Source organism: Flavobacterium soyae, assembly GCF_045348165.1.
Lineage (GTDB): Bacteria > Bacteroidota > Bacteroidia > Flavobacteriales > Flavobacteriaceae > Flavobacterium > Flavobacterium soyae.
The window spans coordinates 2,080,968-2,097,904 of sequence record NZ_CP150845.1; the positions used below are offsets into that span (position 1 = coordinate 2,080,968).

The following is a 16,937-nucleotide window of genomic DNA, read 5'->3' on the forward strand; positions in this document are numbered from 1 at the left end:
AAACCTCGCAGATCAAAAAATCTTAGCGTTTGCGGTTAAATATTCATTCAGTTCAAAACCTGAAACCTGAAACCTGAAACCTGAAACAAAAACTATTTAATAATCCCAATAGACTTAGAATGCGCAATAGCTTCACTGCTTTCTTTAAAATAACAAACAGAAACATCGAGCGATTCTAAATTTTTCATGACCTTTTTGATTTCCTTTTTTTTGCTTTTACCCGTTTGTCTAATGTAAACAGCAATTACGGTAACAGGGAAAATTTTGCAGATTCGCTCGTATAAAACCGGATCATGCTGAGAATCATCTCCCAATAAAACATATTTAAGATTAGGATAAAATTCTAAAACATGCTTTATTTTTTCAAATTTATGATCGTGATTTCCACGCCCGCTCATGAAGAAATCAGTAACACCTCTTCTAATATCTTTTAATAAAATAACGGCGCGCGGCAGATGATGTATTTTGGTAAATTGTACAATAAAGCGGTACAAATTCCATTCGCTGCTCGAAACATAAAAAAAAGCATTTTCTTCTTCTTTATTGTGACGTCCGGCCGAGCTTAAAGCCTGATAATGCGGTACAACATCTTTAAAAACCTTTCGGTCATTTACATTTTTGAAAAGTAAGATGTACATTTTTTTGAAGATATTCCGCGTATGCGAAATCAAAAAAGTATCGTCGATATCAGAAATAATTCCTAAATTCCCTTTATGCGGGCGTATAAAGCTTCCTTTTGAAATAATAGTTTTGCCACCATATTTGATACTCACTTCATATTCGATCCACCCAAAATGAGTTTCTTTTTCAAGCGGAATGCAAAAATTAAAATAACCATCGTCCAGCGTTTTTGTATGTATCTCCTGTTTGTTGAATTTTAGGTAAACATCAAAATTTTCAATAGTTTTTATTCTGAATTGATTGACAACCGAACGTGCATTTTTTAAGTTTTTCTTTTGAAAATCATAATCATACGTTCTCTTAAAGACATGTCCCATTACAATTAATTCTTCTTCATTGGCATAACCCCGATATAATTGTAAAATAGGTTTCATTAATTCCGTATATTTATATAACACTGTAAATTAATTATTTTAATTGGTTTTAAAAATAAAATTTTGAAAAAGAATGTCTTATTTGTTGTAAATCCTATTTCAGGAGACCTAGATAAATCAAGTTTAATTGAGGCTGTTAGGGAGTTTGCAGCTACAAATTATTTTGGTTTGAAGGTTTATGAAACTACGGGTAAAAATGATTTAAAAGAAATACAGGCACTATATAATCAATATCTGCCGGAACGAATTATAGTTGCCGGCGGCGACGGAACCATTAAAATGGTTGCTGAAGCGATGGAAGAACAGGATGTGATTATTGGGATTTTGCCAGCCGGATCTGCAAATGGACTTTCGGTCGATTTAAATCTGCCTGTGGGAATTGAGGAAAACCTTAAAATTGCTTTTCAGAATCATTATATTGAAATGGATATGATTTGTATTAATGGCAAAAAAAGTATTCATTTAAGCGATCTTGGTTTGAATGCCAATCTGGTCAAAAATTATGAACAAAGCGATGTAAGAGGTTTTTGGGGTTATGCCTTGCAGGCTTTTACGACATTAACAGAACCTGATGAACCTTTTGTCGCAACAATATCAGCAAACAATAAAACTGTTGATCATGTTGCAAGAATGATTGTTATTGCTAATTCGCAGAAATACGGAACGGGCGTAATCATTAACCCAAATGGTGCAATGAACGACGGAAAATTTGAATTAGTAATTTTAAAAAGTCTGGATTTGTTACTAATTGGAAAAATTATTACCGGAAACATGCCAATTGATTCTGAAGATATAGTTATTATTTCGACAGATAAGGCAGAAATAAAAACAGATTATCCGGTTCATTTTCAAATTGACGGTGAATATTGCGGAGCACAAAAGTCATTAGAAATTCATATTCTGCCCAAACAAATGAAACTGGCTGTTCCTTAATCTAAAAAAACAATTTGTATCGCCCCGATGAGCTTAGGACTGATGTCTTATTTTTTTCTATAAATATTACACTCCTAACGGAGTTTGTCTGGTTTAGGAACAGAATATTTATAAAATTATGAAGGATGTTTGCCCCGTTCCGGAAGAGCAGAATATTTATAGAAATTATGCAGGATATTTATGCAGCTCTGTAAGAGCGCAATATTTATAGAAAATTAAATGGATAATATAAAAAAAGCTCCATCGGAGCGATATATTTATTTAAAAGGATTGCGTTCCTGCCATTCTGTTTTTGGTTCTAAATAATTAAAAAACCTTGCAATATTATGATTGATTAAAGCATTACTATGCGTTATCAAACCATACATTTTTACAGGTTTTGCCCCAACAGAACTTTTAATTTCGAGAGCAGTTCTGGCAAAAACAATCGCTGAAAATCCTTTTTTAATAGAATAAGCAATCATATCGTAAAGCATATTCAAATACAGCATTTTTTCGCGCTGAACACTTTCATCGTAACCTAAAAAATAAGTGTCCATGACCTCACCGTTTTTTATAAGTGTATTGAAACCAATTAGTTTTTCATCTAAAAAATAACCATAAAGTAAAAAGTTCTCTTTCATAATTTCTTTAAAAAAACTGAAATGGTTTCTGGCTAGGAAAAAAGTGTTGAAAGGTGCATTTTTAGCCACATGAAAGTACAACTCATAAATAACATCTTCATATTTTCTAATGTCAGACAAAGACATTTGCTGTTTTTCTATCCCATTAGATTTTTTGCGGGCGCGTTTGTATTGGTCCCGGTATTTTTTTGACAGTGCATCAACATAATCTTGTTCAGTTTTCCAATTTTCATTGATTTTAAAAATCATATTAGGCTGTATCGAAAACGTATAATTGTTTTTAAATTCAGCCTGCAATGGTTCAATTTCTTTTGCAGTAAAGTCTTTTATACTGGTTATATGAACTTTTTTTCCATTAGCTTTTAAATCTTTTTTAAGCTGATTAATAGCTTTATGAAGTGTTTTAACAGCTTTTGCTTCTTTAATATTCTGATCAAAAGCAAAAGCATTCTGTCCGGTTAACATATTGTTTCCAACAAATAAAACGTGAGAAGCGAAATTCTTTAATGCAAAATTGCGAACAGATGTTTTTAAACATCGATCGCGTTCGCCAAAAGACTCTAGTTTTTCTGCAAATAAAAATTGAGTTAAAACAATACCAACAAGTTTTTCCTCTTCAAAAATTCCAATAAAATGACAAATCATATTTACCGGAGAGGAATTTTCCAGTACTTCGAGATATTCCCGTGTTAAAAAAATATTATTAGCGGCCAGCGAATTCCACTCTAAAGGAAGTAATGATGTGCTGTTGTAGATTTGAAAAGAATAAGTTGTATTCAAAAGTGTGAGCTAATTTCTTCAAAATTAGATAATATTTATAATAACTCATCTTCTTTAAGCTATTATTAAGAAAAACCCGTTTGAATTTTGGCTTCAAACGGGTCTGTAGTATTTATAATTTACGCAAACTGACAAACGATGCCGCCTATTATGGTAAGAGTAAGCATCCAGTATCCTGCATGAATAAAGATGTATTTCCATGATTTTCTTTCGAATAATCCATTAATTCCAACTATAGGAAAAGCAAAAAACAGCCCCGACATAAAACCATGAAGAGAACCATGTTTAAAAGTACGGAAAGCAGTTCCGTAATCAGCCATAAAAGCATGAAAAGACGGTTTTGCGCTTTCAATAAAAGGCGGGCCGCCAATCATTCCAATTGCACCCGACTGATGAATAGTAAACGACATTAAAGCCATCGAAATCATAACAGAAAAAATGTACGTAAACCCAAATATTTTGAGCATATTTCCTTTTTTTAAATCTTCTTCGGTAAAATTATTTTCTCTCATCCAGATTGTTCCAAAAACTTTTGGATGATACCAGATAAAACCGATTATGAGTGTCACAATCGCGGCAACGAAAAATGTAATTAAGTTAATTTCCATAATTTAAGGTTTTTGTAATTAGTTGTTCCAAAATTAATCAAAAAACTATAACGATTTCGATATTTTTAAAAAGAAGAAAAGTAAGACGATTTTTTATTTATTAACACTTTATCGACATAAGTCGCTTTACATCTAGTAATTAACTAATTTTGAGGCAAGAAAAACAATCCCCAAATCTGTTATGAAAAGCTTTGCAACACTTTTTTTAGCATTTATTTTTTCTCTAAATGTTTTTGCAGATACTGTTTCAGATAAAGAGAAAGACGCGCTAATTAAATTATATCATGCGACAAATGGTTCGCAGTGGAAAATAAAATGGGATTTGTCACTATCAGTCTCAACCTGGTATGGAGTTCGTGTTGAAAACGGAAAAGTAATTTCTTTAAATTTAGCCGATAATAATCTGCAGGGAGAACTGCCTGCTGCATTTTTTGAACTGGTAAATTTAATTACAATTGATCTTCATAAAAATAATCTTAAAGGACAATTATCAAATTCAATCAGTAATTTTAAAGAACTTGAAGCTTTAAATGTTTCTGGTAATCAGTTATCTGGTACAATTCCTAGAAGCATTTGTGATTTGAAGAATTTGAAAGATTTAGAACTTTTTAAGAATAATATTTCCGGTGAATTACCTGTAGAAATTGGAAAACTGAATCAATTAGAAATTCTTTGTTTATTTGATAATCAAATCGCTGGTGTTCTGCCAAGTTCATTGTATAAGATTTCGACTTTAAAAATACTGCTGTTAAATAATAATAGATTATCAGGAGTTGTAAGTTCAGATATTTCTAATTTGAATATTTTGCAAAATTTAAGTTTGTTCAATAATAATCTGGACGGAGAAATTCCTAAGGAATTAGAAAAAATGCCTAATCTTTCTGAAATGAACCTATCTTATAATAAATTCACAGGTTCGGTTTCAAAAAACCTTACTTTATTAGACGCTTTGAATATGACAATGTTTGATGAAAATGGAAATTTGTTTTTATTAGATGTAAATGAAGAAAGAAAGCCTGAAAATAGTATTGTAAATTAATCTAATTTGTTTCCCTTTAAAAAAGTTGAGTAACTTTGCTTCAATAAATTTGATGCGGGTTTTTATAAAGCATTCAATATTTTTTATAACTTTAAAATTGAATTCAATTCTAAAGAAAGTTTAAACATAAAATACTAACCTTTTTACTATAAAATTATGACACTACAATATCAAGGTGAACAATACGGAAAGTCAACTACATTTACCATTAGAATCATTGGTAATAACTTATCAAAAAGCAGTTCTAATTATCAAATCGATCTTTTGGTTGGAGACAAAAAACTGCCAGCTTTTACAAGTGAAATCCACCAAAGTTTATCAAACTGTTTGAGAGAAATTTACTTATTCAGAAAACACAACGGGATTAAATTTGACGAATCGTCAGAAAAAATAGTTTCGCTTTATGTTCCTTATGATAAGGTTTTATATAACTATAATAAATTTGCTTTGTTTAGAGCTTAATTATTTAAGAAAATATGTTTTGATAGAACCGTTCAGAAATGAGCGGTTTTTTTTATTCCAAAATCTCTATAGATTTAAGCTTTTATAAAAGCTTTTTTTATCAATTTAAATGTTAATATTTACTTAAAATATTGTTCTTTTTTTACTATTATTGCTTTATAAACTGTTAAAAAAATAATTTGTAAATCAAAGAAATTAATATGTTGACAATTAATTGATTAAGTAGGAAATCTAATAAATCGATTTGTATCAGCGTAGAAAATAATTTTAGAACCTATTAAACAATAAGTAAGCGAATAATGAAAATACTCCAAAAAGAACATCTTTACTATTTATTATTAATTTTATTATTTAATAATTTCAGCATTTTTTCTCAAAATTATAATAGTCAAATTATAAATCCAGTTCCAGAAAAAATATTTAGCGCATCACCAGATGTTATGGCTTTTCAAAAGTATAATATTAGTGAAGTAAATTTATATACAGGTAAAACGGATGTTAAAATCCCTATTTATGAGATTATCTCAGGTAATATTAATATTTCAATTAGTTTGAATTACGATTCAAGTGGCATAAAGGTTGATGATAGAGCTTCTTCTGTAGGTTTTGGTTGGGTCTTAAATGCTGGAGGAAATATTATTAGAATTGTTAATGATGTTCCAGATAATGAAGTTACTGTTGCTACGCAATATTTAGATGGAGGAGACACAGGAGTTCATATCATGCCTTATATTAAAAGGCAAGGTTATAACAGAAAAAAAAACGGAACGATTCCTTTATTTTCTCCATATTATAGATATTCAAATTTCCCAAACGATTCTCCTGTTTTTCTTTATAGAGAGGATATAAATGAAAACGAAACAGATGGTGAAAATGGTCATTTTTGGGCGGATTGGACATATTTAGCAAGTAATGATCCAAATGTACAAAAAGATATACCAGATACTTTTATTGTAAATGCTCCTGGTCTTAGCTCTAAATTTATAACTACAAATAATACCAATCAAACGGATATTTATCCTAATAACAACACAGGATTTGTTACTACTTTTTTAGACAATGCTGGTTTAAAAATGAACTCGCTGATTGTTGATAAAAGAGAAAACCCTGGTTTTGGGTTTTATAATTATGTCAATTTAGGAGAGAATAATTTAAGTGTTTTAAATGCTAATCCTTATCATCAGGTAACAGCTTTAAAAAAAATTAAAGATTTTTACGAATTCAATATTGTTAACACAAACGGAATTAAATATAAATTTAGTGAAGAGGAAGTAAATGAGAATTTTTATCGTCCATTTGGAACAATTCCCGTGCCATCAGGATCTTGTTCAGGGAATATGGATTTAGTATTTAGTTATCATGCTAATTATTATAATAAGAGAATACATACTTGGAATTTAAGTAAAATTGAAGACGATAAAACAAATAAAACGGTAAATTTTCTTTATGACACTTATAGTAATTCTAATTTAGAAAATAATATCTTAATTGATACCAAAGTAAACTTAACCGTAAGTTCACAAAATGAAAATCAATTGAATAAGTGCATCTTGACGCCATATTTAGAAAGTGATCCTTACAATTATTTAAAGATGACATCAATGACGAAAAATCCTAAAAGAAAAAGATTAACCAGTATTGCATTTGATGAAGGTACTGTAATTTTTCAATATGGTTTGATCAGGCAGGATTATATAGGTGAAAATGCTTTGACAGAAATAATTGTTAAAGACAAAAAAGATAATACTATCAAGCGCTTTGTTCTTAATTATTCTTATTTCGATTCAAAAGAAAATTGTACAGATCCTGATTGTAAAAGACTAAAATTAGAAAATGTTAAGGTTTATGGCAGCAATTATAATACTGTATTTAATACTTATACCTTAGAATATGAATATACCAATAAATTGCCTAGAAGAGGTTCTTTAGAGCGAGATTATTTGGGTTACTATAATAATAATGGAGCTGCAAATACAACATCAAATGTGCTGTTAACACCAACTTTATTTTTTTATAAAAACAATAATGAGAATTCAGTATTACCGTTCCCATTAGTGAACAATAACAGTTTTCAAACTATACCCGGAAATTATAGTTTAATTCCTAATTCTTATTCGCTAACAGGTTTGTTAAAGAAGCTTACTTATCCAACTGGTGGGAGTGTTGAATTTGAGTATGAAAACAATCAATTTCAATATTTAGGTCAAAATTATTTATCAGGAGGAGCAAGGATAAAATCTCAAAAACTAACGGATAATAATAATGTTGCAAAAAAAATAGATTATACTTATGTAGATCAAAATGGTAAATCCTCTGGGTATATTAATAATATTCCAAAATTTGCTAACATAATTGATTTTTATATAGATACAATGGTAGCAAAATCATTTTCTGTATATGATATTCCTAAAGGAGGTATTGAGCTTACATCAGGGAGCTTTGTAGGATACTCGAAAATAACTGAAACAGAAGTAAATAATGGATATACAAAATATGAATTCTCTTCTCCAAATGAGTATCCTAATACTCCAGGAGTTAGAGGTATATCAGGCACACCTGTAACGCCTGATTGTACTTATTGTCAATGTCTTTTTATGAAGAATAGTGCTTATCCTATGCTAACTTATATTGATAATGAAAACAGAAGAGGAAAATTGATTAACAAAACAATTTATAATTCTAGTAATCAAATTCTGGATCAGGAAATTAATGAATATACATATCGAATAATTAACAGCTTTCCAATATCAACCGGAGTAGATGCATTTTATAGACAATATTATAGTCTTTGTGATACTAATGTTACTAATGATTATGGATTCACAGTTACTTCAAATATACCGGTTTCTCAAAATCTTTTGACAAAAAAAACAAATTCAAAATATTTAAATAATAATATAGTCACTACTACAACGGATATCCAATATGATTCAAGTCTTCCTTTTGTAACAAATGAAATATATCATAATGGACTTTCAGATGTGAAAATAGAAAAATCATACCCATATTTTTCAAATCAATTATCTGCTCAGCCTATATTAACTAATTTGGTAAGTAAAAATAGAATTGATGAAGTAGTAACAGAGAAAACCTATAGAGACAATGTTTTAATAAATACTAAGCAATCCAATTATAACGATTTTGGCTCGGGCCTTATATTATCGAAAAGTATTTCTACATCTGTAGGTGCACAGGCTCTGGAAGAGCAAGATGTTATAGATTTAAGAGATAATAAAGGAAATATTCTTCAATATCATAATAAGGTTGGAACAAATGTTTCTATAATTTGGGGCTATAATCAATCACAGCCTATAGCTAAAATAGAAAATATGGCGTATTCAAGTATTCCTGCTAATTTAGTGACAGATGTAATAACAAAGTCAAATACTTATACTGAAGCAAATTTAAAGGAAGCGCTAAATAGTTTAAGAGCAGCTTTACCAAACGCAATGGTTACTACTTATACTTATATTCCTTTAGTTGGTATTAGCAGCATAACAGATCCTAAAGGAGCGGGTACTTACTACAGTTATGATGAAAATAATAGATTATGGCTTGTTAGAGATAAAAACTTTAATGTATTACAGCGTTACTGTTATAATTATAAAGGACAACAGACAGATTGTACAAAAGCAATTTATTCTAGCGTTGCTAAGAGTAAATCTTATGTTAAAAATGATTGCGGATGGGGATCAGCAGGAACCTCTGTAGTTTATAATGTTCCTGCAGGAACTTATATTTCTACAATATCACAGGCAGATGCAGATAATAAGGCAGATGTTGATGCAAATGTTAATGGTCAAAATTATGCAAATGCTAATGGAATTTGTACACAATCAACACCAATTTATGATTTCGATTATGATTATGATTCAGAAAATAATCAAATGACTATTACTGTTAAATGTAATATGTCTACACATGCACAAGCCACTTTTAATTTTACTATTTTTTATTTGCACCTAAATGAGACTAACCGAACCCTAACACAGAGTGTAGTTTTACCAGCAAACCAGCTTTCTTTTTCTAAAACATTTACAGTGCTTGCTCAGGAGATTCAAAATGTTCGTTTAGACAGTATGGTTCAATAATAATAGTTAAATAAATGAAACTTTTAAATTGTATGAAAAAATACATCTTTATATATTTAGTATTGTTGGCAACGGCTCAGACATTTGCCCAAACAATGAGTGATAATAATTTTATATATACTATTAATCCAAGAATAGCAACATCTGCAGCAGGCTTAAATAGTCTTGTTAAAACTAATCTTATTCAAAATGTAACTTATTACGATGGATTAGGGCGTCCGATACAAACTATTGGGATTGGACAAGGAGACGGAATAAATTCTTCTAATACAGATATTGTTACTCATATTCAATATGATGCATTTGGAAGGCAGGACAAAGAATATCTGCCTTATGCTTTTACTAATACAGGTAATAGTTATCTCAAAACCAATGCTGCGACTGCTACGATTAATTATTATACAGCAAAATTTCCATTAGAAATAATCAGTCCTGCCTATAATGCTTTTTCCCAAAAAGAATTTGAATCTTCACCACTAAATAGAGTTCTGAAACAGGCTGCGCCTGGAAATGACTGGAGACTAGGAGCAGGTCATGAGATAAAAATGGATTATCAGGCAAACATAGCTAACGAGGTAAGGCTGTTTAAAGCAGTTACAACATGGAATTCCGGATCAGGAGTCTATGATATATCTTTTGTTGATGGCGGGTATTGTTCTCCTCTTCAGCTTTATAAAACTGTTACATATGATGAAAATACTGCTGGAACTCCAAGTGAAATAAACGGTTCTACGATTGAATTTAAAAATAAAGAAGGACAAGTCGTTTTAAAAAGAACGTATGATGCAGGGATAAAACATGATACTTATTATGTTTATGATCAATTTGGAAATCTTACCTATGTAATACCTCCAAAAGCCGATGGTACTCTTACAGCGACTATCTTTAATGATTTATGTTATCAGTATAAATATGATGGACGTAATAGACTTGTAGAGAAAAAACTGCCAGGTAAACAATGGGAATTTATTGTATACGATAAACTGGATAGAGTTGTGGCTACAGGACCTGCTAATTCTCCTTTTTCAGATTTAACAACTGCTGGGTGGCTTATAACTAAATATGATGTTTTCAATCGTCCAGTTTATACGGGGTGGTCAACAGGAACAGCAGCAACCACCGCAGGTAGAATTAGTCTGCAGACAGCACAAAACAATGCATCTGTAATTAACGAAAGTAAGCAGACTAGCGGAACTATAGATGGTATTGCGGCGTATTATACAAATACAGTTGCTCCGACATCTTTTAAACTTTTGACAGTTAATTATTATGATAATTATACTTTTCCAAGTACTCCCATTATTTCAATACCCACTACTATTGAAGGACAGACTGTGCTTGGGACATCTCAAATAAAAGGTCTGGCATCTGCTTCATGGACAAGAATACCTACTACTAGTACAGCGGTATTAGGAGAAACCATGGCTACTTTTTATGATGATAAAGCAAGAGCTATTAGAATTTACACTATCAATCATTTAGGAGGATATACTTATACAGATATCAAACTTTATTTTTCTGGAAAACCTGAATATAGTATTACCAGACATAAGAGACTGAGTACAGATACTGAACTCATGACGAAAGATGCTTTTACATACTCTGCTCAGGATCGTCTGCTTACACAAACTCATCAAATAAATGGAGGTACGGTTGAACTGATTACCAGCAATACTTATGATGAATTAGGACAGTTAATTTCTAAAAAAGTAGGGAATACTACCGCTGCGCCAACTCAAAATGTAAATTATACTTATAATATTCGTGGATGGCTTACAGGAATTAATGATGTAAATGCATTAAGTAAATCAGGAGATCCTAAAGATCTTTTTGCTTTTAAAGTTAATTATAACACAGCAGCTACTGCGGGTGTAAGTTCTTTATATAATGGAAACATTGCCGAAACGTATTGGACTAGTAATAACTCTGAAACCATAATAAGAGGTTACGGATATGTATATGATAATTTAAATCGTTTAAGAGCCGGTATTTTTAAACAAAACGGTACTATAAATAATTTTTTCGACGAAACTCTTACCTATGATAAAAACGGAAATATTATGTCTCTGGTTCGTAATGGTAATGCAGTATTGCAGCAAATTGATAATTTGACATACAGTTACGGCCCTACAAATAATTTAAACCAGCTTACCAAAGTGGTCGATAATGCTACGACTTATAAAGCAGGCGGTTTTGTAGACAGCGCAGCCAATACGGTCGATGATTATAGTTATGATGCCAATGGTAATATGACTAAAGATAACAATAAAAATATTACCGCTATTGTCTACAACCATTTAAACCTGCCAACCAAAATAACTTTTGCCACAACAGGAAACATTGCATATCTTTACAATGCAGCAGGGCAGAAAGTACAGAAAATTGTAAGCGAGACAAGTAAACCTGTTGTAACAACAGATTATCTAGGTGGTTACCAGTATGACAATACTGCATTGAAATTTTTTCCAACGGCAGAAGGTTATGTTGAACCTGTATCTGGTGCTTATAAATATGTTTACCAGTACAAAGATCATTTGGGCAACGTTCGTGTAAGTTATGATAAAACGCTTGCTATTAAAGAAGAAAGTAACTTCTATCCTTTCGGATTGAAACAGGAAGGTTATAATACAGTTAAGACTGGTGTTGAGAATAAGTATAAGTACAATGGCAAGGAGCTTCAAGACGAGCTGGGGCTTGGACTTTATGATTATGGTTGGAGAAATTATGACCCAGCAATTGGACGTTGGATGAATGTTGACCCATTAGCGGAGAAAATGAGAAGACACAGTCCCTATAATTATGCTTTTAATAATCCTATGCGATTTATAGACCCTGATGGAATGGCTCCTGACGATATAACAATTAGAGGTAAAAACACACAAACAGGAGAGATGCAGAATGCGATAGTTGTAAAAACGAAATTTGTAGATGTAACTGTAGATGTAGAAAGTCTTCCAGTTATACCGACACATGACCCTATCACTAATAAGGACACTACTACGCCAGTGGTGATAAATGGTGTTGATGAACTTATAAAATCTCAAGTTCCAAATTTTGGAAACGCAGATGCTATTTCTGTAACGTTAGGAGGAGGTTTTGTAGGTGGAGGTGGAATTAGTGGTTCAACGCAAGTTGCTGCTTTTCTTACAGGGAAAGATGCAGGAGGAGCATTTTTATACACTCCTGAAAATCCTTCACCTGCAATTGGAATTTCTGCTGGGGGTGGTATAGAAGTTGGTGCAATATTTGCAGCAAAATCAACAGCTAAAACTTTTGATAGAAATACACTTACGGGTAATAGTTTAGAACTAGCGGGAGGATATAAGAATTTCAGTGGGACAGTGACTATGGGAATTGCAAGCAAATTTGATTGGACACCTACAAGCTATGGAGTATCCACTTCTGTTAAAGGCGCTTCAGCCTTTAAAATGGGAGCTTCATTATCTTTAAGTACGATGAAATTACAAAGTGTTCTAGTACAGCCACCAAAAAAATAATTTTAAATATAATATAATGAAACAGATAATTGGATGCATATCTTTTTTATTTTTAGTCACTTCTTGCAGTGGGCAAGAAAATAAAAACAATAAGATTGACGCTTCAAAAGTTAAAGAGATTACAATAATAAATAAAGTTTATTGTAGTACTCATAATCTTACAGGTAAAAATTTAGTTGTTACAAATCGAGCAGAGATTGAAAAGATAATTGACGGATTTTCCTATTCGGAACCTATTACAACTGATATTAATTTGAAAATGAACAATGGTTTTTTTGATGTAAGTTTTTATGAAGGAGACAAAGAATATTTTTATACAATAAATTACACTATTTATAATGGAGTTGTCTTATGGCATAATGGAAATCTTTATAGAAATGACCGACTAGAAGTAGCCATTTATAAAATGTTTGCAGAGTAGTGTTTCAGAGTTAGTGATATGAAATTTTGAAATTCTAACCTTTTGAAATTGAATAAATTTTAGAAATAAATAATTTAAAGATGGGTAATGTATCAGATGTGTTGGTGGTTAATTATTGTATCTAACATTTACTGATAATCAGAGATTTGTAATAATATCGCATAAAAATTAAAACAACCTTCGGGTTGCCCAAAACCAAAAAAGCCATTCCTAAACGGAGTGGCTTTTGCTTTTATAGCACTTTAAAGCGTACCAAACTGTTAAAATAGGATCCCCGCTCTCCGAAGTGTTCAACTGAAAAGCTGCGCAAATGTCTCTGACTTTGCACATTTTTTTGTTCTTAGAAATTATAAACGTCTCAAAAGCCTCCTGACTTTTTGAATTGACTTCTTGATAAGATTAAGTTGAGTCTAATTCTAGATTATTTTAAAGTCAGAGACTTTGAGACGTCTACGTTTTTTTAAATATATTTGTTTGTAGTAGCGCAAAGTCAGAGACATTTGCGCAGCGTGAATATGTTGTGATTAGGGAACACTTTGCAGAGCAGGAGTAGTATATTATGCATGGGATTACAAATTAAATAGAGCAATAGCTCAACATTCGGCGATAGTTACAAAAGTAAATAGTAAAGGTCAAGCAATAGAACTTACTAGTAAATGGGGACAAGGACCATTAGTAACACACCATCCAAGAAATGTTCCTGCTAGCTACGGTTCTCCTAATCCAACTTTCAGATCACCAACAGGGAGAATTTATCCAAGTAGAATTTATTATAGAAGAAATTAAACATAAAATGAAATATTATACATTATTACTTGTTTGCTTATTCGTAAGTTGTAATAGCAATAACGAAAACTATGAAAAGATTTTAAAATCTTTAGAAAAAAATTATGTTGTTTCTAATATGCCTAAAAAAGAGATTCTTCTATGTTGGAATATAGATTCTTTAAAGTTTATAAAAGATTCTATCGAATACAAAAAGACTGTAGAAGTTTTTTACAAACAAAAAAAGTCTTTTGTAGAGTATTTAATTGAAAATAAAGGAGACGGTAATAAATACAATAATTGGGTTACTACTAAACCTTTATGCTCATCAAATATGACTGAAAAAGATTTTGTAAGTAACTCTAAAGCAAGTATTGTTTTAATAGATAATCTTTTAGTGGGTAATCAAACTGATATTATTGTAAATGATTATATTGAAAAGATTAGTCGCGATAGCTTAAAAGAAATAATTCTAGATAATCGTAATGAAAATATTAAAGATTTAAAAAGAGAATATGTAAAATATTTAAATAGTATAAAAAAAATAAAGTAAAAGTTTTTAATTGAATATGGTAAAAACTATGTTTTCAATGCAATTTTAATAGCCCCCCGCTCCCCGAAGAGTTCAACTGAAAAGCTGCACAAATGTCTCTGACTTTGCGCAATTTTTTTGTTCTTATAAATTGTAAACGTCTTAAAAGCCTCTGGCTTTTTGGAGTAGATTTTTTGGTAAGATTACGGTTAAGCTTATTTCTAAATAGTTTTAAAGTCAGAGACTTTGAGACGTCTACGTTTTTTTAGATATATTTGGAGAAGCGCAAAGTTAGAGACATTTGCGTAACACCTTTAAGAACACTTAGTAGAGCGGGGGGGGGGGAGTTCTTTAAAACTTAAATAATTCAACATAATCTATTTGCAATGCATCGCAAACTTTTTCTAAAGTTGAAAGTGTAGCATTTGCATTTCCTTTTTCTAATCTAGACATATTACTTTTTTCAAAATTACATTTTGCAGCTAATTCCTGTTGAGTAATATTTTTCTGAATTCTAATTTCTTGAATTCTTTTTCCAACCTTTTGTTGTATAGTTTGCTTCAAAATAAATTATCTTTTATGATAATTCAAATTTTGTCATATATTTGCTGAAATAGGTTATCTTATATGATAACTAAATATAAAGATTGGATCAAGTAAAAATTAAGTAGAAAAATAGATAATTATGGAAACGAAAGAAATTCAAAATTTGGATAATATTAAAAAAATAGCCACATTGTACTTCAATACTCTAAAGCGTGTTAATGATGAAAATGATGTTTATACAGCCAAAATTAAATTCCTAAATTATTATGAACTAGGCAGTGTTATTAAAAATATGCTGCAATTATGTATTTTGGCGGTAGATCACGAAACGCATAAAATTTCAGGAACAGGAAAAAATCAATCTATTAATGTGGGGCTTATTTTAGAATTAGTGCTACAGCTTTTTCCTTTGGATGAACTTGAGTTTTTAGATGAGATCAATGATTTGTTAGAAACGAACATTTAATACATATGCTGAAATTTAAACTTTTCTCCCTATTAAACTTTCTGCAAAATCTTTCAAAAGTGTTTTCTTATCTTCATCTATATTAATCTTCTCTAAAATTTCTGAAGCAACAAAAGTATATTTTTTAATAGATTCTTGGGTTGCTGCTGGTACTCCGGATTTCTGAAACAATTTTGTTATGGTTTCAATTTTTTTTGCATTATCCTCAAGGCGAACAGCATACAATTTTATTAATTGTTGTTTTTCGCTTTCAGATACAATTTCAAGAGCTTTGAAATATAAATAGGTTTTTTTATTCGAAATAATATCGCCGCATAATCGTCTGCCAAAGGTTGGAGTGTCGCCAAAAAGATCAAGATAATCGTCTTGCAGCTGAAATGCCAGTCCAACATTAAGTCCGAAATCATAAATTAAATTGCAGTTTTCGGGAGAAGTTTGAGCAATAATAGCACCGATTTTCATGGATGTTGCTATGAGTGCTCCGGTTTTGTATTCAATCATTTTTAGGTATTCAGAAACCGTAACATCTTGTCGGGTTTCAAAATCAACATCCCATGTTTGTCCTTCGCAAACTTTTAGCGCCATCTTGTTAACTGCTTTGGTCAAAGCCATAGCAAGATTTGGTTCATAGTCTTGCAGATATTGATAAGTTTGAATAATCATGGCATCTCCGGCAAGAATAGCAATATTAGTATTCCATTTTTTGTGTACGGTTGGTTTTCCTCTTCGAATAGGGTCTTCGTCTATAATATCATCATGAACTAATGAAGAGTTATGAAAGACCTCTATTGCCAAAGCAGCTTGTAATGCTAATTTGTAGTCTGTACCAAAAATTTCTGTAGTAAGTAAAGTAAGAACAGGCCGTATTCGTTTTCCTCCCAATGACATTATATAGTTTATGGGTTCATAAAGATTTTTAGGTTCTTTATCAATAATTTGATTCTCCAAATAACGAATAAAAAAATCTGTATATTGAGCTATTGAATACATAAAATTAAAACTATTAATTTTAAACAGCTAAAATACAGCTTTTTAGTTTTTAAATTAAGAAAAATTTTACAAATTATTTTATGTTCTAAACCTAATACAAATTTCCTGACTTTTTTATGATTTATTCTT

Annotated in this window: 13 protein-coding genes; 8 read left to right on the forward strand and 5 right to left on the reverse strand. The window is 30.9% G+C overall.

What is annotated here, in order from left to right; all coding sequences use genetic code 11:
* Positions 1 to 92: 92 nt before the first annotated feature.
* The gene (locus tag AABD74_RS09145; protein ID WP_406845310.1) at positions 93 to 1,055 is read right to left on the reverse strand and encodes an App1 family protein; all 963 of its coding nucleotides are present in this window, start codon (positions 1,053 to 1,055) and stop codon (positions 93 to 95) included.
* A gap of 63 nt (positions 1,056 to 1,118) precedes the next feature.
* On the opposite strand from AABD74_RS09145, the gene AABD74_RS09150 reads away from it, so the two are divergent.
* Positions 1,119 to 1,988 (forward strand): diacylglycerol kinase family protein, encoded by an 870-nt coding sequence (locus AABD74_RS09150; RefSeq protein WP_232682381.1) that lies wholly within the window; start codon positions 1,119 to 1,121, stop codon positions 1,986 to 1,988.
* A 257-nt stretch (positions 1,989 to 2,245) separates the two neighbouring features.
* Here AABD74_RS09150 and AABD74_RS09155 read toward each other — a convergent pair whose 3' ends face one another.
* Both AABD74_RS09155 and AABD74_RS09160 read right to left on the reverse strand, forming a co-directional pair.
* Positions 2,246 to 3,391: a peptidogalycan biosysnthesis protein gene (locus AABD74_RS09155; RefSeq protein WP_406845311.1), complete on the reverse strand. Its 1,146-nt coding sequence runs from the start codon at positions 3,389 to 3,391 to the stop codon at positions 2,246 to 2,248.
* A gap of 119 nt (positions 3,392 to 3,510) precedes the next feature.
* A complete protein-coding gene (locus tag AABD74_RS09160) occupies positions 3,511 to 3,999 on the reverse strand; it encodes a DUF1761 domain-containing protein (protein ID WP_232682379.1) in 489 nt (162 codons plus the stop codon).
* A gap of 181 nt (positions 4,000 to 4,180) precedes the next feature.
* On the opposite strand from AABD74_RS09160, the gene AABD74_RS09165 reads away from it, so the two are divergent.
* The 6 genes from AABD74_RS09165 to AABD74_RS09190 all read left to right on the forward strand — a co-directional run bounded on the left by AABD74_RS09165 (position 4,181) and on the right by AABD74_RS09190 (position 14,827).
* Positions 4,181 to 5,038: a Two component regulator three Y domain protein gene (locus tag AABD74_RS09165; protein WP_406845312.1), complete on the forward strand. Its 858-nt coding sequence runs from the start codon at positions 4,181 to 4,183 to the stop codon at positions 5,036 to 5,038.
* Positions 5,039 to 5,194: 156 nt separating this feature from the next.
* Positions 5,195 to 5,500 carry a hypothetical protein gene (locus AABD74_RS09170; RefSeq protein ID WP_406845313.1) on the forward strand — a complete coding sequence of 102 codons (306 nt, stop codon included), beginning with the start codon at positions 5,195 to 5,197 and terminating at the stop codon, positions 5,498 to 5,500.
* Between the two features lie 299 nt (positions 5,501 to 5,799).
* On the forward strand, positions 5,800 to 9,591 hold the full coding sequence (locus AABD74_RS09175; RefSeq protein WP_406845314.1) for a DUF5977 domain-containing protein: 3,792 nt from the start codon (positions 5,800 to 5,802) through the stop codon (positions 9,589 to 9,591).
* Positions 9,592 to 9,623: 32 nt separating this feature from the next.
* Positions 9,624 to 13,088: a DUF6443 domain-containing protein gene (locus AABD74_RS09180; protein ID WP_406845315.1), complete on the forward strand. Its 3,465-nt coding sequence runs from the start codon at positions 9,624 to 9,626 to the stop codon at positions 13,086 to 13,088.
* Positions 13,089 to 13,104: 16 nt separating this feature from the next.
* On the forward strand, positions 13,105 to 13,509 hold the full coding sequence (locus AABD74_RS09185; RefSeq protein WP_406845316.1) for a hypothetical protein: 405 nt from the start codon (positions 13,105 to 13,107) through the stop codon (positions 13,507 to 13,509).
* 793 nt (positions 13,510 to 14,302) lie between these two features.
* On the forward strand, positions 14,303 to 14,827 hold the full coding sequence (locus AABD74_RS09190; RefSeq protein ID WP_232682374.1) for a hypothetical protein: 525 nt from the start codon (positions 14,303 to 14,305) through the stop codon (positions 14,825 to 14,827).
* Positions 14,828 to 15,157: 330 nt separating this feature from the next.
* On the opposite strand, the gene AABD74_RS09195 is transcribed toward AABD74_RS09190, so the two are convergent.
* Positions 15,158 to 15,370, reverse strand: coding sequence for a helix-turn-helix domain-containing protein (locus AABD74_RS09195; protein ID WP_406845317.1), 213 nt, complete (start codon positions 15,368 to 15,370; stop codon positions 15,158 to 15,160).
* A gap of 121 nt (positions 15,371 to 15,491) precedes the next feature.
* Between AABD74_RS09195 and AABD74_RS09200 the strand changes: the two genes are divergently transcribed.
* The gene (locus AABD74_RS09200) at positions 15,492 to 15,818 is read left to right on the forward strand and encodes a hypothetical protein (RefSeq protein WP_406845318.1); all 327 of its coding nucleotides are present in this window, start codon (positions 15,492 to 15,494) and stop codon (positions 15,816 to 15,818) included.
* A 15-nt stretch (positions 15,819 to 15,833) separates the two neighbouring features.
* Here the strand turns inward: AABD74_RS09200 and AABD74_RS09205 are convergent, their stop codons facing one another.
* Complete coding sequence (locus tag AABD74_RS09205) at positions 15,834 to 16,808, reverse strand: polyprenyl synthetase family protein (protein ID WP_406845319.1); 975 nt, start codon at positions 16,806 to 16,808, stop codon at positions 15,834 to 15,836.
* Positions 16,809 to 16,937 lie beyond the last annotated feature (129 nt).

Coding starts and splice junctions, on each gene's coding strand:
- AABD74_RS09180 (WP_406845315.1), top strand. CDS start 9,624: ATGAAAAAATACATCTTTATATATTTAGTATTGTTGGCAACGGCTCAG.
- AABD74_RS09185 (WP_406845316.1), top strand. CDS start 13,105: ATGAAACAGATAATTGGATGCATATCTTTTTTATTTTTAGTCACTTCT.
- AABD74_RS09145 (WP_406845310.1), bottom strand. CDS start 1,055: ATGAAACCTATTTTACAATTATATCGGGGTTATGCCAATGAAGAAGAA.
- AABD74_RS09160 (WP_232682379.1), bottom strand. CDS start 3,999: ATGGAAATTAACTTAATTACATTTTTCGTTGCCGCGATTGTGACACTC.
- AABD74_RS09190 (WP_232682374.1), top strand. CDS start 14,303: ATGAAATATTATACATTATTACTTGTTTGCTTATTCGTAAGTTGTAAT.
- AABD74_RS09175 (WP_406845314.1), top strand. CDS start 5,800: ATGAAAATACTCCAAAAAGAACATCTTTACTATTTATTATTAATTTTA.
- AABD74_RS09205 (WP_406845319.1), bottom strand. CDS start 16,808: ATGTATTCAATAGCTCAATATACAGATTTTTTTATTCGTTATTTGGAG.
- AABD74_RS09200 (WP_406845318.1), top strand. CDS start 15,492: ATGGAAACGAAAGAAATTCAAAATTTGGATAATATTAAAAAAATAGCC.
- AABD74_RS09170 (WP_406845313.1), top strand. CDS start 5,195: ATGACACTACAATATCAAGGTGAACAATACGGAAAGTCAACTACATTT.
- AABD74_RS09165 (WP_406845312.1), top strand. CDS start 4,181: ATGAAAAGCTTTGCAACACTTTTTTTAGCATTTATTTTTTCTCTAAAT.